At 47.7% G+C, this 20,638-nt stretch carries 23 protein-coding genes; 19 read left to right on the top strand and 4 right to left on the bottom strand.

Annotated features, from left to right (window positions below; genetic code table 11):
- Positions 1 to 26: 26 nt before the first annotated feature.
- Together F556_RS0108165 and F556_RS0108160 are read left to right on the top strand one after the other, a co-directional pair.
- Positions 27 to 503: a hypothetical protein gene (locus tag F556_RS0108165; protein ID WP_020616439.1), complete on the top strand. Its 477-nt coding sequence runs from the start codon at positions 27 to 29 to the stop codon at positions 501 to 503.
- A 59-nt stretch (positions 504 to 562) separates the two neighbouring features.
- Positions 563 to 1,177, top strand: a complete 615-nt coding sequence (locus F556_RS0108160; RefSeq protein WP_020616438.1) for a M24 family metallopeptidase — start codon at positions 563 to 565, stop codon at positions 1,175 to 1,177.
- Positions 1,178 to 1,318: 141 nt separating this feature from the next.
- Here F556_RS0108160 and F556_RS0108155 read toward each other — a convergent pair whose 3' ends face one another.
- From F556_RS0108155 to F556_RS0108145, 3 genes are read right to left on the bottom strand one after another with little or no spacing between them, the layout of a single operon-like run.
- Positions 1,319 to 1,798 (bottom strand): GNAT family N-acetyltransferase, encoded by a 480-nt coding sequence (locus tag F556_RS0108155; RefSeq protein WP_020616437.1) that lies wholly within the window; start codon positions 1,796 to 1,798, stop codon positions 1,319 to 1,321.
- Positions 1,791 to 3,608: a family 20 glycosylhydrolase gene (locus F556_RS33540; protein WP_020616436.1), complete on the bottom strand. Its 1,818-nt coding sequence runs from the start codon at positions 3,606 to 3,608 to the stop codon at positions 1,791 to 1,793. Before F556_RS33540 ends, F556_RS0108155 begins: the two co-directional genes overlap by 8 nt.
- Before the next feature lie 11 nt (positions 3,609 to 3,619).
- A complete protein-coding gene (locus F556_RS0108145) occupies positions 3,620 to 4,384 on the bottom strand; it encodes a sugar isomerase domain-containing protein (RefSeq protein WP_020616435.1) in 765 nt (254 codons plus the stop codon).
- 494 nt (positions 4,385 to 4,878) lie between these two features.
- Between F556_RS0108145 and F556_RS0108140 the strand changes: the two genes are divergently transcribed.
- From F556_RS0108140 to F556_RS0108065, 16 genes are all read left to right on the top strand, one after another.
- Positions 4,879 to 5,733 carry a carbohydrate ABC transporter permease gene (locus tag F556_RS0108140; RefSeq protein ID WP_020616433.1) on the top strand — a complete coding sequence of 285 codons (855 nt, stop codon included), beginning with the start codon at positions 4,879 to 4,881 and terminating at the stop codon, positions 5,731 to 5,733.
- Positions 5,734 to 5,758: 25 nt separating this feature from the next.
- A complete protein-coding gene (locus F556_RS0108135) occupies positions 5,759 to 6,598 on the top strand; it encodes a carbohydrate ABC transporter permease (protein ID WP_020616432.1) in 840 nt (279 codons plus the stop codon).
- Positions 6,599 to 6,672: 74 nt separating this feature from the next.
- Positions 6,673 to 8,025: an ABC transporter substrate-binding protein gene (locus tag F556_RS0108130; protein WP_020616431.1), complete on the top strand. Its 1,353-nt coding sequence runs from the start codon at positions 6,673 to 6,675 to the stop codon at positions 8,023 to 8,025.
- Positions 8,026 to 8,097: 72 nt separating this feature from the next.
- Entirely contained in the window at positions 8,098 to 9,912 is a 1,815-nt protein-coding gene (locus F556_RS0108125) for a sensor histidine kinase (protein ID WP_020616430.1), read from the top strand.
- 5 nt (positions 9,913 to 9,917) lie between these two features.
- Positions 9,918 to 11,471, top strand: a complete 1,554-nt coding sequence (locus F556_RS0108120; protein ID WP_020616429.1) for a helix-turn-helix domain-containing protein — start codon at positions 9,918 to 9,920, stop codon at positions 11,469 to 11,471.
- A gap of 418 nt (positions 11,472 to 11,889) precedes the next feature.
- The gene (locus F556_RS0108115) at positions 11,890 to 12,132 is read left to right on the top strand and encodes a hypothetical protein (RefSeq protein WP_020616428.1); all 243 of its coding nucleotides are present in this window, start codon (positions 11,890 to 11,892) and stop codon (positions 12,130 to 12,132) included.
- On the top strand, positions 12,133 to 12,510 hold the full coding sequence (locus tag F556_RS0108110; RefSeq protein ID WP_020616427.1) for a retropepsin-like aspartic protease: 378 nt from the start codon (positions 12,133 to 12,135) through the stop codon (positions 12,508 to 12,510). It abuts the gene before it with no gap.
- Between the two features lie 153 nt (positions 12,511 to 12,663).
- Positions 12,664 to 13,221, top strand: coding sequence for a GNAT family N-acetyltransferase (locus F556_RS0108105; RefSeq protein WP_245583032.1), 558 nt, complete (start codon positions 12,664 to 12,666; stop codon positions 13,219 to 13,221).
- 57 nt (positions 13,222 to 13,278) lie between these two features.
- Positions 13,279 to 13,809, top strand: a complete 531-nt coding sequence (locus F556_RS0108100) for a hypothetical protein (RefSeq protein WP_020616425.1) — start codon at positions 13,279 to 13,281, stop codon at positions 13,807 to 13,809.
- Positions 13,810 to 13,847: 38 nt separating this feature from the next.
- Positions 13,848 to 14,303 (top strand): acetyltransferase, encoded by a 456-nt coding sequence (locus F556_RS0108095; RefSeq protein WP_020616424.1) that lies wholly within the window; start codon positions 13,848 to 13,850, stop codon positions 14,301 to 14,303.
- Between the two features lie 145 nt (positions 14,304 to 14,448).
- On the top strand, positions 14,449 to 15,264 hold the full coding sequence (locus F556_RS0108090; protein ID WP_020616423.1) for a GNAT family N-acetyltransferase: 816 nt from the start codon (positions 14,449 to 14,451) through the stop codon (positions 15,262 to 15,264).
- Between the two features lie 31 nt (positions 15,265 to 15,295).
- The gene (locus F556_RS0108085) at positions 15,296 to 16,045 is read left to right on the top strand and encodes a class I SAM-dependent methyltransferase (protein ID WP_020616422.1); all 750 of its coding nucleotides are present in this window, start codon (positions 15,296 to 15,298) and stop codon (positions 16,043 to 16,045) included.
- A 55-nt stretch (positions 16,046 to 16,100) separates the two neighbouring features.
- On the top strand, positions 16,101 to 16,874 hold the full coding sequence (locus tag F556_RS0108080; RefSeq protein WP_040716088.1) for a PP2C family serine/threonine-protein phosphatase: 774 nt from the start codon (positions 16,101 to 16,103) through the stop codon (positions 16,872 to 16,874).
- 42 nt (positions 16,875 to 16,916) lie between these two features.
- Positions 16,917 to 17,414 carry a RidA family protein gene (locus tag F556_RS0108075; RefSeq protein ID WP_020616420.1) on the top strand — a complete coding sequence of 166 codons (498 nt, stop codon included), beginning with the start codon at positions 16,917 to 16,919 and terminating at the stop codon, positions 17,412 to 17,414.
- A gap of 30 nt (positions 17,415 to 17,444) precedes the next feature.
- Positions 17,445 to 18,581 (top strand): NAD(P)/FAD-dependent oxidoreductase, encoded by a 1,137-nt coding sequence (locus tag F556_RS0108070; protein WP_020616419.1) that lies wholly within the window; start codon positions 17,445 to 17,447, stop codon positions 18,579 to 18,581.
- Positions 18,582 to 18,917: 336 nt separating this feature from the next.
- Positions 18,918 to 19,283 carry a hypothetical protein gene (locus tag F556_RS0108065; protein WP_020616418.1) on the top strand — a complete coding sequence of 122 codons (366 nt, stop codon included), beginning with the start codon at positions 18,918 to 18,920 and terminating at the stop codon, positions 19,281 to 19,283.
- A 109-nt stretch (positions 19,284 to 19,392) separates the two neighbouring features.
- Here the strand turns inward: F556_RS0108065 and F556_RS0108060 are convergent, their stop codons facing one another.
- A complete protein-coding gene (locus tag F556_RS0108060) occupies positions 19,393 to 19,674 on the bottom strand; it encodes a hypothetical protein (protein ID WP_020616417.1) in 282 nt (93 codons plus the stop codon).
- Positions 19,675 to 19,820: 146 nt separating this feature from the next.
- On the opposite strand from F556_RS0108060, the gene F556_RS0108055 reads away from it, so the two are divergent.
- Complete coding sequence (locus F556_RS0108055) at positions 19,821 to 20,630, top strand: class I SAM-dependent methyltransferase (protein ID WP_020616416.1); 810 nt, start codon at positions 19,821 to 19,823, stop codon at positions 20,628 to 20,630.
- Positions 20,631 to 20,638 lie beyond the last annotated feature (8 nt).

The following is a 20,638-nucleotide window of genomic DNA, read 5'->3' as shown; positions in this document are numbered from 1 at the left end:
CTACTATTAATGAGAGGGCAATCGAAATGTTAATATTACCTAGAGGCATCACAGATTTTGGTGAACCTGAGGCGAATGAAAATGTTTCTGATCTTGAGTTCAAGCAGTTCTGTTACGACTTATTAGTAGTTTTTGATTACACGAAATTTGAAGAAATCGAAACTTATAGCGGAAATTATCACTTAGGTAAATTAAGCAACAAAAAGATTCAAACGTTAGTTTTGATGAATAAGCATTATCCAATCATAGGATTGGCTGATGAATATCGAGATGGAAATGCCAATTTCATAGATTCTCATGATGTTGCTTTGTACATAAACGCGAAACTTAGAACTGGAAATCAGAAAAGTAAATATAATTATTACCAGTGTCTTAATCTATCTGTATTGAATAAAGATATCACTGATAAAACTATAATGTTATTGGATCATTCAGAACTTGAACAATTAAAGTATTGGAATCCAATTAAGTATAAGGATGTAATCTTTAATTGCTGGGATTGAAGTGGGCTGATAAAGTTATCGAATAATAATGTTCAAGAAATTGCAAAGGAATGAGTAATATGAATGCTCAAGAGTTAGCGATTCTAGCGTGTGAGAAATCAAAAGAATTTTTGAAGCCAGGCATTTCGGAGAAAGCATTTGCGAATAAGTGCGAGGAGATCATGTTCTCATTGGGGGCAGAAGCACTTTGGTATCCGATGCTTGTTAATTTCAATACAAACTCGGTTTTTTGTACACGAGGAAACCATCTGCCTTCTGAAGAGGTTGTGCTACAAGAAACAGATATCGTGCTAGTTGACTATAGTCCGATGCGTCATGGTCAATGGGGAGATTACTCGGAAACCATCCTTATTGGTCATGATCTTGAATTCCAGCGACTGATTCAGGATGCGGAACACATCTTTAATAAGACCTATGCTTTTGCACAGCAAGCTAAAACGATTGGAGAGTTGTTTCGGTATTGTAGCGACTTAATTCATGCGAAGGGTTATGAATTGCTTGATCCCAATGGCAATATTGGTCATTCCATTGAAGACTACTCCAATCAATCGAAACGAGTATTCATCTATCCTGGCAATGCGGATACGCCTTTGCAAGGTAAGAGGTGGGCTATTGAACCACACATAGGGAAGAATGGGTTCGGCGCCAAGTTTGAAAATGTCATTGCCTTATAAAGTTGTGTTCCCCCCGCCTAGATAGCAATGGCCCGGCTCTTGGTAGAAGACAAGAAGCGGGCCATTGTTGTTAAGAGAGGGTGTGGCTCAGTCAGAATGAAGTTAGTTATTGTTACCCTAGATTAAAAGGGTGAAAGGCCCTCAATCCAATGCCACCATATTCCGATAAGCCCCAGGAAACGAATTCGGGATGACCGTCGCACCCACCGTACGTTGGTAGAAGGTCTGTGCGTCCTCGGCCCAGCCGATGATGGCGTAGGCGTAACCGTCTGAACGCATGGCGTGTAGGCACTCGAGCAGCAAGGCTTTGCCAACACCTAGCCCGCGGCACGCATCGGTGACGCCGGTTGGCCCGAAGAAGTTGCGAACGACGACGTCGTAGCAGGCGAAGCCGATGATTTGTTTGTCTCGCACCGCCAGGAAGATACCGGAGGGGAGGCGGGCAAAGGCATTCTGACACGAATTACGCCAGCTCGCATTGAAATGCTCCTCCACGAACGCTACGGCGCGGTGCATATCCCCGGACATCCCTCGCTTGATCATAATTCCCTGCTGCGCCAACTGCTGGACAAGCGTCTGCTTCTCCGGCAGGTCATACAGTTTGACCAACATATCAGGCATGATCATTCTCTCCTTCCTTGGTCCGCAAGACCGACTCAACCCCCTCAACAATCTCGGACAGGTGCCTCTCATACAGCTCAGGCCGGTAAAAGCGTGACATCAGATACACATCTCTCATCTCTGGAATGAGTAGTGCATCCAGCGCATCCTTCATGCGTATTCTTACCTGCTTCAGCTCGTTAAAACCGCTCCTGTGCCTGGCCTTCAGGCCGGTGGAAATTTCCTCACTTCCCCCATGTAGTACAGCGCGGAACAGCCAAGTGTGCAGCGGGAATTGACGGTGTGCCGGCAGCTCGAAGGCGATCATGGCCGAGATTAGCTCCGCGGTGTCACGGTTTTTGCGCACATAAGGCAATAGCCGAGGCATCAGCTGATAATAATCGGTGCTGGCGTAATCATCCCATGGTTCAGATACATCAGATGGTTGGAGACCGTGATGATGTAGGAGGAAACGCTGTAGATAACTGGTATCATCTGCGCGGCTGTTCCAACTGCGTTCGGCGGAGTAAAAGGCAGGGTAGCGCGACGTTTCGAATAGACCGTAAGGACTGCCCAGCGCAAAAGGACAGGCCCAATTCGTCGCAATCACGCCGTCCAGCTGCTCTGATTCGGCCATTTCACTCCAATCCTGAATATTCGCAATTCGGTTGTGGATGACCGGATAGTTCTGGTCGCCATTGTCGTCCCAGCAACGGACAGCGGATGCCCCAAGCACGGCAAGCCCAGTTTCGCGCAGGGAGCGGATCATCCGCCTGGCGTCGGCCTTCATTTGGTGTCCGCCATAGATCCAGACGACGATGGTTATCCCTTTATCAAGTCGCTTCAGTTCTTCTGATGAGGCATGTATCAGCATGTCATGCCAGATCATCGGTTTCTTGCCAAGGGAGCGGACGTGGTGGGCTAGCCGATTTACAAACGAGATAAACGAGGCTTCGCGGCTCATGCCGGAGCGCCTGCAGTCCTCGCAGGTGCCCAGACTCCACACCTCATCGCAGCCCAAATGCAGGTAGTCGCTGTCTGGATGCAAGTCGGCGACATTACTCAAAATACCGGCCATCAGTTCGTAAGCTCCTGGCCGGTGCGGACACAACTCACCGACGCTGTCGGGCGTTTCGCGCAAGCTCATGTTCGCAGGATGCTTGAGGATGTATTCAAGATGGCCAAATGACTGCTGCTTCGGAATAACAGAGATAAAATGTGCCCACGCAGTCTCCAGTAACTGTCGATGCTGCTCCTCGCTGAGACAGAGCCGGGGATGTCGCAGATACGTGTGGTCCCCGTGAAATGGCAGCTTGTCCTCGTATTCGATAACCAGTGTATTTAACTTGTAGTCGGCGAGTTCAGCGATATAGTTCAGCATATGGTCAAAGGTAGGGTAGAGGGTACGCAGATCCAGATAGTCGCTGCGCAGCGCGAGATCCGCCCAGTCCACAATAACTAGTGCAGGTACCAAGCCGTTATCCTCTGTGGCTTGTACTCGCTCTAGCGTCTTGAGGCCATAGAATAAGCCCGACGCAGAACAAGCATAGAGCTCTACCTGGCCTCCACCGGTCATCAAAACATACCCGTCATGCCGTCCCCGCACCCGCTCGGCTTGGGCAGGATTCAGCTCGGCGCCCCCAGCTGCTAATGCGAAGATATTTTTGTCCCAAGCAACTTCCTCTACGAGGTGGAATAACGATCCGGTTAGACTGCTCAATCTGGTGTCCGGTGCAGGAAGAACCAAGGTAGCATCCAGGTTGGACAGGTTCACCGCATCGCCCTCTCGTCCTTGCGCGTATTGGGGTTGTGGAATTAAGTTGAGCTTCATAACCATCTCTCCTACAACCATCGGACACGTCCCTTGAACCGATCAATAAACTGATTGTTCCATTCATCGCCCCCTGGCACATTGCCGCTGCGCCATACGGGTACCTCAATCCCTTTTTCAGCCAACACCGATGCCGTTGTCATCATCAGGGAGTTTAGTAGAAAGGCGTTAGCAAAGGTAGAGGTAGAGCCCATTTTGGGTTCAATCCCGTCAATCTGGATTGCGGCATCCCCTGGCTTTACCTTGGAATCGAGTACATAATCGCATACCTCATAGAGATTATGGCCAGAAGGGTGACGGGCATAATGGGATGGAGGGATGGCGTCTGCATGACCGACGGAGGTAACGGCGATAGTCGTTACCCCGCGGCGACGGGCTTCGAGTGCAGCATCCACACAGGCGGTGTTAATTCCATAAGCGTTGGCGATAATCAGAATATCTCCACTTGCCAGCCGATTATCTTCAATAACTAGTCTGCCATATCCCGGTGTGCGTTCGACCGCCATAGAACGCAGTGCGCCATTGGAGATCATCGTTCCTTCGTCCAGGATGGCGCTAATATGCATCAATCCGCCGGCCCGGAAGAACACCTCCGTTGCATTCATATTGGAATGACCGCCTGGCCCGTACAGATACACCAGCTGATCTGCGGCGATATGATCCGCGAGTAGTGAGGCTACCTCAATCAATGGCTCCTTCGGACTACTCTCAATTTCGTGCAACAATCCCGTAATGTGCATCAAATAACGCGTCATAATCGATTTGTGCTCTCTCATCATATACCTCCTATTTCTATAGCAAAGTTTCAGGCTGTTGAAAAGGAAAGCCTACGGTCACGGATCGATCTTACGATCGCTGTTGTCCCCAGATTTCTTGATTGTTAACCGCTCTAGCGGTTGAAATCCGGGGACAAAGGCGAACGCTCCGCTTCTCCAGATTCGATTCCGTGCCTCTCCGGCCGTTCTTCAAATGCCTGATAATTTTGTGGATGGTTTGAAATTATCAGAGTAGGCAGGCACTGTAAATCAACTATTTTGTGCATTTCAACGCTGATTTTTACTTCGGATGAAGGGAGTAAAAATAGTGTGCAAACAAGTCATGATATTGTCTTATGCGGGCCTTGGATGCTCCTTATAATAGGAGGTAATCTCACATCCGAAAGTGACAAGGAGGCGGATCCCGATTGGATTCCGTACATCATCAAGTTGAACGTTCAACGCGGCCTCCCCGAAGACGCAGCATAAGCAGATTGAGGCTAAGGGAAACCGCCATGGGATTGCTGTTCGTCGGCCCCATGCTGCTGGGCGTTATCGTATTTCTACTCATGCCGCTCATCTTTTCGTTCACGCTCAGCTTCAGTAACTGGTCGTTTATTACTGGATTCGATCGCATCGAATTCAACGGCCTGGACAATTATCGCAACCTGCTGCAAGACGATGTGTTCCTTAAATCGGTCGTCAACAACTTCGTGATGCTACTTGCCGTTCCGATTGGGATGGCGATTGCTCTGGTGCTGGCAATCATTATTAATAGCCGGGTGTATGCATCCGGTGCATTCAAAGTCATCTACTTCATGCCGCAAATCTCCAGTGTTGTAGCCGTTGCCGTCGTCTGGCAGGTGCTGTTCCATCCTTCTGTCGGGCCGGTCAATGCCTTCTTAATGAACCTTGGCATCGAGCATCCGCCACGGTGGCTAGCGGACACGACCTTTGCGCTCCCCTCGGTGATGATGTTGATGATCTGGATCGACCTGGGCGTCGCCCTCATTATTTACATCGCGGGTCTCAAGTATATCCCTGCCGACCTGTATGAAGCCGCCCGTATTGACGGGGCTTCGACCTTTGTTCAGTTTCGCTCCATAACGTTGCCGCTGCTTACCCCGACCACCTTTTTCCTCTTGATCACCGGGTTCATTGGCAATTTCAAGTCCTTCGCATTAATTAAGGTACTGACGGAGGGAGGGCCTGCCCATTCCACCTCTGTCATTGTATATGACATGTACCAGACCGCATTTGTTGAGCTGCAGACCGGGTATGCCTCATCTATGGTCATGGTGCTGTTCCTCATCTTGTTTGCCATCACTGCGTTACAGTGGTTCGGGCAGAAGTATTGGGTGAAATATTGAATCGGGGGAAAGGAGGGGCCAGCAGATGCTCCTGTTCAAACGTATCGATTGGCTCAAAGCCATCATCACGGCTGTGATGGCCATGGTTGGCATGATCTTCTTGCTGCCATTCGTGTGGATGGTATCTGCGTCATTAAAACCTGAGGCGGATGTCTTCAATTATCCCGTCGAATGGATACCCACGACCTGGCGGGCAGCGTTCAATTACAGTTCAGTCTGGCTTGGACAAGCCAACTTCGGCCTATACTACTGGAATTCAATGAAGGTTGCCCTATTAACCACCGTACTGTCGGTTCTGGTATCCAGCATGGCCGCTTATGGCTTCACCAAAATCCGCTTCAAAGGCCGCAGTGCCATGTTCCTTCTCATCCTGGCCACCTATATGATTCCTGTAGAAGCCACATTAGTGCCGCTATTTATTCTGTTTCGATCGGTGGGACTGTTCGACACGCATACAGGTCTAATTCTGCTGGGCGGCTTCAGCGTTTTGGGGACATTTCTACTCCGACAGTTTTTCGCATCCATCTCTGATGAATTTATCGAGTCGGCACAGATCGACGGGGCCGGTCATATTCGGATTTTTGTCTCCATTATGCTCCCGCTTGCGCGTCCGGCGATTGCAACGTATGGGATTCTGCGGTTCATCTGGACCTGGAACGATTTCCAGACGCCGTTTATTTTCTTGAGCGACAGAACGCTCTACACGATTCAACTGGGCATGAACGCCTTCGCCGATCGTAACGGTGCCTTTTATTCGCTGATTATGGCAGCCTCCGTATCGGCCATCGTCCCCCTGTTGATTGTCTTTATTATCGGCCAAAAGCATGTCATCGAAGGCATTTCTTTGGGGGGGGTGAAGGGCTAAACGAGACGCGAGCGGCAATGGGTGATGGATTACGTATCAAAATGAAGTACACTACGTTCAAGGGGTGGTTGAGGATGAGTAAGAAAAAGGTAACCGTATTGGCGGGCATGTCTCTTCTGGTTGGTCTGATGGCGGGATGCGGATCTAATTCGGATAATGGTCCCACTCCGTCTCCAGGCAATGGCAATGGGAATGGAAATGGAGAACCGCCCGTAGCAGAGGTCGTGCTGCGCGTGGCGCACTGGACGCCAACGAATCTGATGGCGCCGGTGATTGAGGCATATGAAGAAGCGAATGACGGCGTAACGATTGAATACGTCGAGCTATCCGACAACGGCGATTCCGTGGCTGGCATGCAACGGCTGGACTTGCTGATGGCATCGGGTGAAAATCTGGATGTCGTGTTCATGCCAGGCGCAACCGATTATTCGCAGCGTGCCGGACTGGGGTTGTTGGCGCCGCTTAACGAGCTCATGGCAACCGAGGGCATGGATTTAAACGAAACATACTTGCTCGATCCTTCCATTGACGGCACCGTTTTTGCATTGCCAGATACATTGGAGAATTATTTTGTCCTCTTAAATAAAGACATGCTGGATGCGGCGGGACTCGAGGTGCCTACCGAATGGTCATGGGATGAATATCTAGACTATGCGGAAAAGCTGACGAGCGGATCGGGTGCGTCTACTGTATACGGAACGTATTTCCACACCTGGCCCATGTACTGGCAACTGGCCCAGATCAACCAGATGAATGCCAACAATCTGTTTACAGACGGCCAACTCAATGTTGATTCACCCGAAATCCGCCAATCTCTTGAACTGAGGTCAAAAGCGGAGGAGGCAGGCATCGCCACGCCATACGCAGACACGATCTCGCAGAAGCTGGCGTACCGGTCGGAGTTCTTCTCAGAGCGCGCAGCCATGATCGTCACGGGCAATTGGATGATTGACGAATCCGGCGGCTCCGAACAATTCCCGGCTACGTTTACCACTGCCTTTGCTCCGATGCCATCCAACGACAAGGGTCAGCCAGCAGGGGTGAGCATTGCCAACGGGAATTTCGCAGCCATTCTGGATCGCTCCTCGAATAAGGAGGCGGCATATGATTTCATCCGCTGGCACTCGACAGAAGGCGGCGAGCTGAAGAATGTGTACTCTGCCTGGAGACAGCAGGATGCGAATCAATTCATCCGTGGTGTCAAAGAGCATGCGCTCAGTCCAGATTTCATTGACGAAGACTCCTTAACCTATGTTATGACTCACTTCCAGGCTGCTCCTCTCAATGTACCACCGTCCTATCAATCGCAGCTGGAACAGGCCTATACGACGCAGACGGAGCTGTTCATTCTGGGACAGCAGGACCTGGAGACGACGATCTCCAAGACAGAAGCCGAGGTGCGCGCCATCGTTGACGCCAACCAATAAAAGGGACTCCCAACAGCGGTTGAAACAGGTATAATAAGCTTACTAAGGCATGCAGGGGAGAGGGGATCAACGATGCCGAAACGCTGGCGGCTCGGCTTCCGCAACAAATTGCTTCTCGCTTCCCTGTTGTGCCTGTTCGTTCCTGCAGCCGTCACGTTGTACATCTCCAATTCCAACACCGAGCAGATCGTGCGCTCACAGGTTATCGACAACGAAAAGCGCTTGTTGGAGCGCGAGGGTAACTATGTGTCTAACCTGATCAACACGATGGTGCTGGTGGCGAACTATATTCAATTTGATCCGGGAATCAATCGCGTGTTGAACCAGAACTGGCAGCGGGGCAGGCTGGATCAGACAGATGTTGTTACCAACCTGCTGGACTTCAAAGAAATTACGGACAAGCTTCACAGCGTCACGACGATGATGCCCAAGACCTTCGTCACCATCCTGATGGAAGACGGTCAGTCCTTCACGAATTATGCCTACAATGGGTTTCAGGCAGAGAAGTTGTATGACAAGTCCTGGATGCGTGAGGTGTTGGAACAGCCGGCATTCGAATTATATTGGGCGGGCACGCTGGAGAACTACATTCCATCTCTTGCGTCGGGCAATCCTCAGGTCCTGACGATCGCCCGCAATCTGCGGACCTCCGCAGATATGTCTTACGCGGTCATCCTCGTCAGTATGGACGAGAATCAAATTAGCGAGAACTTTGGAGACGGCGATACCGGGCAGATGACGCTGCTGGTGTCGCCTGACGGGACGGTTGTGTCTGCTCGGGAGAAGGAGCAGATTGGCCAGACATTCGCTTTTACGGACCGTCTGGGAACCTCCGGGGAATCGGTCTTTATTGAGCATCAGGATAAGACCTATTTGTTGACCGCGCAAGATATCCCTTACGGCAAGTACCGACTTGTCAGTTTATCCCGTTACGATCAGGCTGTTGAGCAGGTGAGCAGCACGCATCGTTGGAGTACAGCGATTCAAATGTTAACCGCTCTCTTTTTTCTCCTGGTTATGGTTGTACTGGTGCGGCAAGTGACTAAACCCATCATTCATCTGGGCGGGGTTGCGGCTACTGTAGAGCGGGAGGAATTGGGCATCCGTTCCGGCATTCGAGGCTCTGACGAGATCGGCAAGCTGGGACGGTCATTTGATCATATGCTGGACCGTCTGGAGCAGACGATTAGTCAGATCAAGGAGGAGCAGGAGCTGAAGCGGCTGGCGGAGCTCGCTATGCTGCAGTCTCAGATCAACCCTCATTTTCTCTTCAATATTTTGAATTCGATTCGCTTGCGGGTGCTCATGAAGGGGGATGCGGAAAATGCGGAACTGCTCCAGACGCTCTCCGGACTGCTTCGCATGACGATCCAGCAAAGACAGGAAATGAATACGCTGCTGGATGAGCTTCATATGCTTCGCAGTTACGTGGAGCTGTTGAATTTTCGTCAGGGCGATCAGGTTCTCTTGCTTACGCATTGTGCCACCGAGGATCTGGATGCCTTACTCCCGCGGTTTATTCTGCAGCCGATCATCGAGAACGCCTATATTCACGGCCTTCGCCAAGAAGGCGGCACGATTGCGATACGTACCCAGCGTACAGACGGGCGGCTGCTCATTGAGATTGAGGATGATGGCGCGGGCATGACGGAGGAAGAATTGCAGCACTTACGTACCAGGCTGGGACGGGGCTCTGCAAAGAACCCCAATCCCCCGCACAGCGGCAGTCTGGCCTCTATCGGATTGTCCAACGTTTGCGAACGGCTGTACCTTACTTTTGGGATGAATGTTGAGCTGTCTGTGGAGAGCGTGCTCGGTGAAGGGACATTGTTCCGAATCAACCTCCCCGACAACGCAGGTTCCGCCAACGATGAAAGGGAGAGGTGACGTTCATGTATCGTGTCATGCTTGTCGACGATGATCTGCCAGTGCTTGAATTTCTGAGTCAAGCCATTCCTTGGGCTGAATTCGACATGGAGGTAAGGCATTGCTGCAAGAACGGAGCGCTTGCCTTGGAGAAGGCATCGGAAGAGATGCCTGATCTGGTCATCACCGATATCGGCATGCCAATCATGAACGGTATTGAATTGATACGCGAACTAAATGGCCGCAACGAACGCATTTGTACGGTGATTCTGTCCTGCATGAATGAATTTGCATATGCCCAGCAGGCCATCAAGCTGAATGTGATCGATTATATATTGAAGGAAACCATGACCGTACCTGTCATCGTTGAGATCATTCGTCGAGTATCGGCTGATCTGGCTAAGCAACAAAAAGAAGCCGTTCAAATGGCGTCGTGGGTTAGCTTAAATGGGCTGAGTGCCTTCATGAGTAAGCGGAATCTACTGGAGAGCTCAGCGCGACCTGCGCGAATCGAGGATGGATGGGAGCAGGAAGCTGAAGCGCTTGGATTACCGAAGCAAGGCAAGCTCACGCTTGCGTTGTGTCAGCTTGGTCTACAGGAGCTCGCGGTGGGTGATCGAATGCAAGTGGTGGAGGCCGCAGCAATGGAGGCCAGTTTGTTCTGTCTACCGCGCAGTGAAGACGAATGCATCCTCGTTGCCGGCGAGGCGGTAAAAGACGCGCTGTCGATGGATCGTATTCAAGGCACGTTGGAGCTACTGGAGGATGCGGCGGATGGTCCCGTGACGTTGGTGTGTGTCGATGAGGTCAGTGGCATCGGACAGTTGCGTAGCGCGCTTGTCAAGCTGCTTGCTAACGGTTCAGATTATGTCTTCTATCTTCCAGAGCGTTCGGCCGTTGACCTGAGGACGTTCCCCTCCTTCGCAAGCGATGACGTAGTGCCGCTATGTACCGAGTTGGCACGCCAGATGAGGGAAGCCTTCCTCGAGGAGGACGAGGCGCGTGTCTCGGCACTGTTGCTGGAGTGGATAGCGCTGGCGCGTCATCATCACATCTTGCCAGCCGTGGTGAGGGAATGGACCTTCAAGATGCTGTACGATAACCAGGCCACGCTGCTGGCTCGCGCGCCGTTTCCATCCCGATTCTCCCTGGAAATGCTGTATGCATCGTTGTCTGAAATCAGGCGGATCGATGAACTCGCAGCTTGGGTGCAGCTACGTTTTCTGGAGCGGCTGGATGCTGTGCGCGGTCTCTCGAGCGGATCGGGTCGCGAAGAAATCTTCAAGGCCAAGCGTTACATCGATCGTCATGTGCACAGTAAGATCACCTTGGAAGAGGTGGCGGGGCATATTCCGCTCAATCCCAGCTACTTCAGCCGCTTGTTCAAAAAAGAGACCGGCATGAGCTTCGTCCACTATGTGACGCTAATCAAGATGGAACGGGCCAAAGAGATGCTGAACGAATCCGCAGATAGCGTGGAGCGGGTATCGGAGCAGTTAGGGTATGAGAATAAGAGCTATTTCGCCAAGGTATTTAAAATGCATACGGGGAAGGCGCCGGGGGAATATCGGCGGGCGTAAGGTTAGATTAAAAGAAGGCTGATTGAAAGAGGAGGCCTAAAGTCACGGATCGATCTTCCGATCGCTGTTGTCCCCAGATTTCTTGATTTGTTAACCGCTTTAGCGGTTGAAATCCGGGGACAAAGGCGAACGCTTCGCTTCTCCAGATTCGATTCCGTGCTCGTCGGCACTTTTCAACAGCCTGAAAATTAATACTACGTTTCCCGCTAGGCAGGGAAAATAAAGGTTAGAAAAGCCTCCGAGTAGTCGGAGGCTTTTTGCTGTTCATGAATATCCAATTGTTCCCTCATATAGTATGATGGAGGTATATGGAACAGTCCGACAACTATTGAGGTATGTTAGCAATTTTTGTTCTTAATCTGCAGATATAAATTCAAACAGTGATATAATAACACCAAAACGTTTGGAGGGATGATACGTGAAATGGAATGAAGTTCAAAACATTTATCCAGACCAGTTTGTAAAGTTCGAGATCTTACATTCGTTCGAAAAAGATGATAAAGAAATAGTTGAAGAAGTTGCTTTAATTGGTCCGGTCAAGGAAGAAGATGCAACACGAGAGTTATTGAATTGTAAAAATCGGACTTTAGTTTACCACACATCCAAAGAAAAGGTAGAAGTTATAATTAGAAAAAATATAGGCTTGAGGAGATATCTATAAATGCAAATTGAATATAGAGATGGGCTCCTTTTTACAGAATTAACAATACAATATAAAGGGCAAAGCAAATTTATAAAGGATATTGTCATTGATACAGGCGCAAGTCACACATTAATTTCGCAAGATGCTGTAGATGAAATTGACATCCGAGCCACTAAAGAAGATCATTTTATAACAAACTATGGTATTGGTGGAGAAGAACACGCATTTATTAAGAGAATCGATTTAATTGAAATCGGGGGCTACACGTTAAAGGATGTCGAAATCGATTTCACTGCTTTTAGGTATAACATCAATGGCTTATTAGGCTTAGATATTTTACTTAAAGGTAATTTTAATATAGATTTACTCAACTTAGAGTTAAAACGTCTGCAATGAGATTGCAGATTTTTTTATAGCAATTTGTTAACAGCTACCATTTGGGTATCGGTCAAGAAAAGGGAGGCACGGGACTCTTAGTGAATTTGATTGACGGCCACTATGGCTATACGATTAACGAAGCAATGGCAGACCAATTAAGTGATTTAATCTATGAATCAGAGTAAGATTAGTAGAAGATACGAAAGAAGTGAAAACATGATTATAAGAACTGAGGATATCAGGGACCATGAGGAAGTCTATACATTGAATTATCATGCGTTTGAGAATCGGGAGGACGAATCTAAATTAATAGAGCGCATCCGATCATCTTCTTCGTTTATCCCGGAATTATCATTGATTGCAGAATTTGATCAAAAGGTTGTAGGTCACGCCTTGTTCAGCAAAGCCGAAGTTGTTGGAGAAAATGGAAGTCATGACGTGATTGTTCTGGCTCCGATTGCCGTTCATCCTGATTATCAAAAGCAAGGCATAGGGACAAAATTAATAAAGGAAGGGTTACTTCGGTGTACGCAGCTCGGATATCCTGTTGTGCTGCTAATTGGTCACCCTGCCTATTATCCGCAATTAGGCTTCAAACCTGCCAGTCACTATGGCTTCACATTAACGCAGTTTGAGGTTTCAGACGATGTGTTTATGGCCTATGAATTGATTAACGATGCAACCCACGCGATTCGCGGGGAATTGAGGTATCCCAAGGCATTTTTTTGAGAGGACTGATCGTATATGAGCCGTTCTTGGTCTGTTTGTATAGCAGGAGAATATGACTTGAATTTCCTCATGTATGTGGGTAGCGCATATGGACTTTTGTCCGAGGCGTTCGCTGAAGAAGCTTGGCCTAAATTACGAAATCCGGAACAAGTTGAGGACTATGCTCAATTAAGAAACCAATGGGAAGAGTTCTGGGAACAGAGCACTTATGTAAAAGCAAACGCCAAGAGAGAAAATCGGGATGAATTGATTATCGATCCTCCTGAGTTTTCCAGAATCACACAGCCCGACCTGAAGGCTGCGCTGATTACTTTATGGCCCTCATTTAGTGCATGGTGGAACATGCCGGCGGGTGGTCAGGTTGCCATGCAATACTGGGATAACCAAATGGATGTTTTGACAATTGCGCAGCAATATGAAGCTCAAGTGGGTAGGCCAATGAAACCGTTCCAGTTACATATTGATCTTGTATATACGGGGCTAAGAGAACCTCTCGAAGTGAACGAACAATTCGTCATCATGCCACTCGGTACGAGATTTATAATGAATAATGAATGGTGGATGCAGAAGTTTATTGAGCTAGGCTAAGACTGAATGAATACCAATAGAATGATTGGAGATGTAATATGAATATACAAGTAAAGCCTTATGAGTCAACCTGGCATGAACAACTCGTGGAGATCTGGGAGCGTGCCGTGCGTGCTACCCATCATTTTCTATCGGAGGACGATATCGTATTCTATCGCACTGCGGTCCGTGATCAGGCTCTAACTTCTTACGAGGTCCGAGTTGCTGTGAATGAGGAGAGTCACCCGGTCGGATTTATTGGCACGGAAGGAAGCCATGTCGAGATGCTATTCGTGGATCCGCTTGTCCATGGGCAAGGAGTGGGAAGAGAGTTGATACAAGATGCCATGAAGCAGGCGGGGCCTGATCTAAGTGTGGATGTCAATGAACAGAACGAACAAGCGGCCTTATTCTACCAGAGGTTAGGATTCCATCAAGTGGGTCGCTCAGAACTGGACAGCTCAGGGCGGCCGTTTCCTATTTTGCATTTGAAATTCATTAATGGATCGGAATAACACAATCAAGGAGCTCAACTATCAAAAAACTTATCTTTTGGGACGCAACGAAGACGATGAGAGGTATCAAAACGGCTACATGCACACCTAAGGTTTGGTACTATAATTGATACGGATACAGACAGGCTTTATAAGCCAAGGGGAAATGCCAGAATCGTTAGATCATCAGGTCTTGCTATCTCAAATCATTCATACGGAAGCGGCATACTCCAAGTTGTTTTGCAAAAGTTGGGAGACAGAAGGGCTCATGAGATTTTGGGATGATCAAATTCAAGACATGTATACTCATAATTATACGCTAATTAAGCATAACGACGAGTGTTTGGTTGATCTAATAATCAAGGAATTAGCTCTATGCCAGAAACATAACAAGAATTTCCTGAGAGTGGAATCCAACTTTCCAATGGAAACAAAGGATTTACTTCAATTGAATGGCCTTCCCATAAAACCTGATATCACGCAATATGATTACATGCTCATCAATGTTGACAATTTTAAATCAATTAAGGGAAATCTAGATTGTCACATTACAAAAGCAACCCAGCCGAAAGAAATTTCAGATGGAATTCAGGTTGATGTGCAAGCGAATACGAAATCCATGGGATTAGACTTTGCGCAAAGAAGAATTGCAAGAAAAGCTAGACTATATCCGTCATCACTCCCACTAGATTTTTATGTTTGCTATCATCAAGATTTACCGATTGGGAAATGTGAATTGATGATCTCAAAGCACATCGCAAAAATTGAAGATTTCGATATACTACCTGACTATCAAAGAAAAGGATTCGGGAGCTCGATGCTCAAACATTTACTACGGGTTTCCAATGAACATGGTGTACCCTATACCTATTTAATTACGGATCACGCAGACACCGCCAAAGAGATGTATCAGAAATGTGGATTTGAAAAAATTGGAACGAAAACAGAATTATTCTTTGACCTTACACTGCACTTGAAATGAGAAGCATCAAGAATCAATTAAGGGGGTTGCCATGTCGGACAAGCACAGTATACATGAAACCAACAGCGCTTACTGGAATACAAGGGGCAATGAGGTGTTAAAAGCCATTGTTCTTCCGCAGTACGGCGCTTTTATCTCGGAAGAGCATCATCGGTTATTTGGTGATGTGTCGGGTAAAAAGTTGTTGGAAATCGGCTGTGGGAATGGTGAATCCCTGCAATATCATGCACAGCGTAATGCGTCTGAGCTCTGGGGTATCGATTTGTCTTCCCAACAAATTAAAAGAGCAGAGCAACACTTGAAGGCCCAGGGATTGTTTGCGAAATTGATTTGTTCGCCTATGGAAGAGGAGTGTGGTCTGCCTGAGGCATATTTTGATTTCGTCTACTCGATCTATGCGATTGGCTGGACAACCGATCTTGAAGGCACTTTTCGTCGGGTCGCTTCCTATTTGAAAAAAGATGGTGTTTTTATCTTCAGCTGGTCTCACCCGATTCACCGCTGTGTGGCAGAGGAGAACAACCAATTCGTTTGGAAAAAATCCTACTTCGACGACACTTGGCACCCGGTATTTCCCGATGCTGTGCAAGGTGAGCTTACTCTCGCTGACCGTACCCTCTCCACATACATTAATACTTTAGCTCGAGCAGGGTTTATCATTGAGCAGATGATTGAGGAGAATGATGAGGATCTACTTCCAGCGGATGGGGGAGCTAGTGATCTAGCCAAGCGTGCGAAGATGTTCCCGGTGACTTTTGTACTAAAAGCCAGAAAGCTGTAACGAATAAGTCGTAAAACAACATTGATGAAGGTGACTCAATATGGAGTATACTTGGATGGGTAGCGATAGGCCGTCGTTGGACGAGGTTGCAGTAACCTCCTTGGGACGTGTCGCCGTTGGATGTTTTGGAGGGAGTACGAGTAATAAAGCTTATAAGAACGAAGATGCCCTGTATTGTATGCAGGCACCGGACCAAACGTGGGTCTTATCTGTTTTATTGGACGCACATCATAGTTCGCAAAGTGCTCAACTTCTCATTAATCATTTGAAGTCCAAAAGAGAAGAATTGACACAGATTTGTAGTTCAACAACGGTATTTACAGAACTGGAGCCTTACATCATCAAGCTTCTATCGGAAGAGTCATTTAGGGAGGCATGTCGTTCCATTCAAGGAGAAACATCCTGTTTGCTTTGTTATCAATCCGGGGCTTATTTGTGGTGGCTGTCCATAGGAGACTGTATGGCTTTTTTGTTTCATCCGGAATTGGCCGCAATGGGCCAGTATGCTCTGAATCAACGACAATTCTATGAGTGGGTTGGTCAGGTAAATACGTTTGATCTGCCAGTTCCTTGTTACTCATCGGGTCGCCGGCAATTAAGACCAGGAACGAATACGATCGTGTTGGTCACAGATGGATTACTGGAGTGCGAAGGTGGCTTTTACGAATCCCCTCAACATCTGTATCATCATTTCAAGAATGATAAGCCTATTGTACATAATCTAAACGTATTGCTGCAGCGCTTGGAAGCGGGGCAAGTGAGAGATAGCACGTCGGTCATTTGCTGGGAAGCAATGAACGCCATAGGTGCCCATTATCCTTCAGAATAACCTGCAGGTTTCATCTACCCTATACGGAAAGAAGGTCATCGGATGTCTACCATTGAAAAGCGATTAGCAGCCCTTGGCATTGTCTTACCTCAGGCCAGTAACCCTGCGGCTAGCTACACTAACTTTGTCATAGCGGGCGGACTCTTATTTGTTTCGGGCAAAGGACCGCATGGCAATCCAAAAGGGAAACTGGGTAGTCAGTATACAACCGAGGAAGGCTATCAGTTTGCGCGGCAAGCGGGTATTGAGGTCCTGGCGGTGTTGAAAGAGGGTCTTGGCTCATTGGATCGAATTCAGCGAGTGGTTAAGGTTCAGGGCTTTGTGAATGCCGAGCCTCATTATGAGGAGCATCATAAGGTGCTAAACGGATTTTCTGAGTTGATGTTTGACGTGTTCGGAGAACAGGGCGTGCATGCAAGATCGGTGTTTGGTGCTGTTTCCGTTCGGGACAACCTGCCCATTATTGTGGACTCCATTTATGAAGTTAAAGTAGAACGAAAACGAGTCGCCCCATCATCGCCGAATATCCAATTTCTATGATGAAATGATTAGCAAGAGAGGAAGTCATACATGAAAAAATGTATCGTCATCGGAGGAGGGATCCTGGGCGCATCTACCGCTTATCAGCTGGCTAAATTCGGTGCGGAAGTGGTGATTGTAGACAGGCAGGACACTGGTCAGGCAACGCAGGCTGCAGCAGGAATTATCTGTCCTTGGATTTCGCAGCGGCGCAATCAGAACTGGTACCGGCTGGCGACCGCAGGGGCAAGGTTCTACCCCGAGCTCATCAGTGAGCTGGAGGCAGAAGGGGAGACGAGAACCGGTTACGCCCGTGTCGGCGCACTCAGTATCCATACCGACTTGGCTAAACTGGATAAGCTGGAGGAGCGGGCAAGGCTGCGTCAGCCCGATGCTCCGGAGATGGGAACTATCACTAGACTGGACCAGCAGACCGTACGGGAACGTTTCCCGCTGCTGAACGAAGGCTACGAAGCTGTAGAGATCAGTGGTGCCGCCAGGGTAGACGGTCGCGAGCTGCGCGATGCGCTGCTGAGATCCGCAATTCGGCATGGGGCGGAGTGGGTAGAAGGGGACGCTGTATTACAATGGGATGGTACCTGTGTGACTGGCGTTAAAGTAGACGACAACAGTTATGATGCGGATGAAGTGATTGTGTGTGCAGGAGCTTGGGGGGTGTCCGTGTTCGAGCCACTCGGTATTCGATTCGAGATGCATTACCAAAAAGCGCAAATCGTTCACCTGCAGGTGCCTAAGAAGGAGGATACCGTAGAATGGCCTGTTGTCATGCCGCCATCCACGCAATATGTGCTGGCCTTTGAGGATGGCCGGATTGTTATCGGTGCAACACATGAGAACGACCCCGATGGCTATGACACCCGCGTCACGGCGGGGGGCGTCCAGGAAGTTTTGGCGAAAGGCTTGGAAGTAGCCGGCGCACTACAAGAGGCAGAACTCCTGGAGGTCCGCGTGGGATTCCGGCCGTTCACACCTGGATTCCTGCCGGTACTGGGCCGCGTGCCAGACTGGGACGGCTTGCTCGCAGCCAATGGACTTGGGGCATCTGGCCTCACAATGGGACCTTGGATTGGGACTCAGCTAGCTAAGCTCGCGCTTGATCTCGAGCCTGACATGTCCTTGGAGGACTACTCGGTGAGTCAGGTCATTCATCCAGTGGAGGCACAATAACTGCTGAAAAGTCTGACCTTGCCTAGAGGTAACGGTCAGACTTTTTGTATTTGCGAAACGGTTATAGGTGGAGGTCTCCAGTAAGTCGAGGTGCCCCGACCGGGTGCCGCCAATCATTTTCCATCTCCTAGCAGAAATTTTCAAATGGTGTTGCAATCCAGAGTGTTTACCGTACTTGCTCCTAGAACCAACTATTAACAAGTGACGAAGTCAGGTAAAGTATCCAACAATTTCTGTTGATGATATTATGATGACATACAATCCTGAATCTACAGAATATCCAATATATTATTGGTATGATGTTACAAACGAGTAACTGAAGATTTGAGGTGAGCCATGGGTGTAAGTAGCAAGGGTAGACGTGAAATCTCACATAGGAATAGATTGTATTATTGGTACGTTGAACCTGATTATGATGACGAAGGAATAATTAAAGTCCATATTATTTCTGAAGATAAGAAGTTTATCGTTTCCTACGAGGTGGGTCAGTATAGCGTTAAAAATCAGTCTCCTTACATAGTAATCATTGGCCAAGAATTTGAAGGGTTGCCAAAGAATTATACAGGGTACCGAAGAGTATTAACGCCGAATTGGATTGATGCAATCATTACTCCCAAATTAGTTAGTGAAATTATTGATTGGTGTCTTCTAAAAGAAAAAGATATAAAGGTCGTAAATTGGAAAGGCGAAATCATCGAATAAGAGTTTATTTGACCATTTATCCCTCTACCTCAAGGATGTATTTTAGATATTCATCCTCAACTCCAACATAAAGAAAGTCAACCGTATGATCTGTAGTCGATTCGTAAATTTACGTACCTCCAGGGAGCTTAGTTGCCATGCCGCTATTGAATTGGTTGCCGCCGTTGTAAACTTCCAAAATCTCAGCTACAGACTTCAATTCATGATTTTCAAATAAGTACTTTTCTTTGTTTTCATCTATTTTATAAACCCGATCTTCAATCATAAATATATCTTCATTGGAATCCTTCTTTATGATATCCAGAGCAATAAGTTCATACGACGAAGAACCACTAGAACATGCAGTTAACAATATGGATAATAGGAATATTTTTAATGCTAGTTTTATCATTTTTATCTTATCCTTTCTGTAAGTAATGAGTGTGTTCAAACAAAGTGATTCATCTGTTTTTCTCAAATCATACCACATTATGCTTAATCTAAAAGTTGGGCTTGAATTCCAAATAACCTACGAAAACGAAAAAGAGGTGCTAATGGATGCCAATCGATTTCCATGATCCCCACAACCAAAATACATATACGACCCGAGAAGCTGATATCCGTTGGATGTATACACTCAGGCCATACCTTCCTGAAAATTCTTTTACTGCCCTTGATCTTGGTTGTGGAGGCGGGATTTACTCAAAAGCGTTAACGCTACTTGGAGCATCCAAGGTAATAGGGATGGATTACTCAGCATCCAACTTAGTCGGTGCGGAAATGAATTGTAAGGAATATCCGGAAATCGAATTTATATTAGGTGATGCCTTAAGGACTGGTTTACGAGACCAATCGGTGGATGTCATTTTGGAAAGAGCGCTTATTCATCATATAAAGGATCTCGATAACTGTTTTGCCGAAGCGAAGAAAATTCTATCATTAAATGGTTTGCTGGTTGTACAAGATCGAACACCAGAAGACTGCTTGATTCCGGGTGATAGGCACCATATTAGAGGTTTCTTTTTCGAGAAATATCCAAGACTAATCCAACAAGAAATATCAAGAAGATATACCAGTGAACAAGTTAAGGAAACCTTGGCGCACAACAATTTTGAATTATTGAAAGAACTAGAGTTTTGGGAGACGCGGGAAGTCTACTCAAATGCGGAAGCCCTATATCAAGATATAAGAGGCAGGACAGGTAGATCCATCCTTCATGAGCTGTCAGATGAAGAGATTGAACAATTGATTGTTTACATTGATGACCAATTCAAGAACAACCCAATGCATAATATTGTCGAACGCGATCGTTGGACCATTTGGATCGCAAGGTCGAAATTGTCACAGGAATTTAGCACGAAAGATTAAGGGGTTTT

Source organism: Paenibacillus daejeonensis DSM 15491, assembly GCF_000378385.1.
In the GTDB taxonomy this organism is placed as follows: domain Bacteria; phylum Bacillota; class Bacilli; order Paenibacillales; family Paenibacillaceae; genus Paenibacillus_D; species Paenibacillus_D daejeonensis.
Note: the sequence above shows the minus strand (reverse complement) of the source record. Positions and strands in the feature narration are given on the sequence as shown.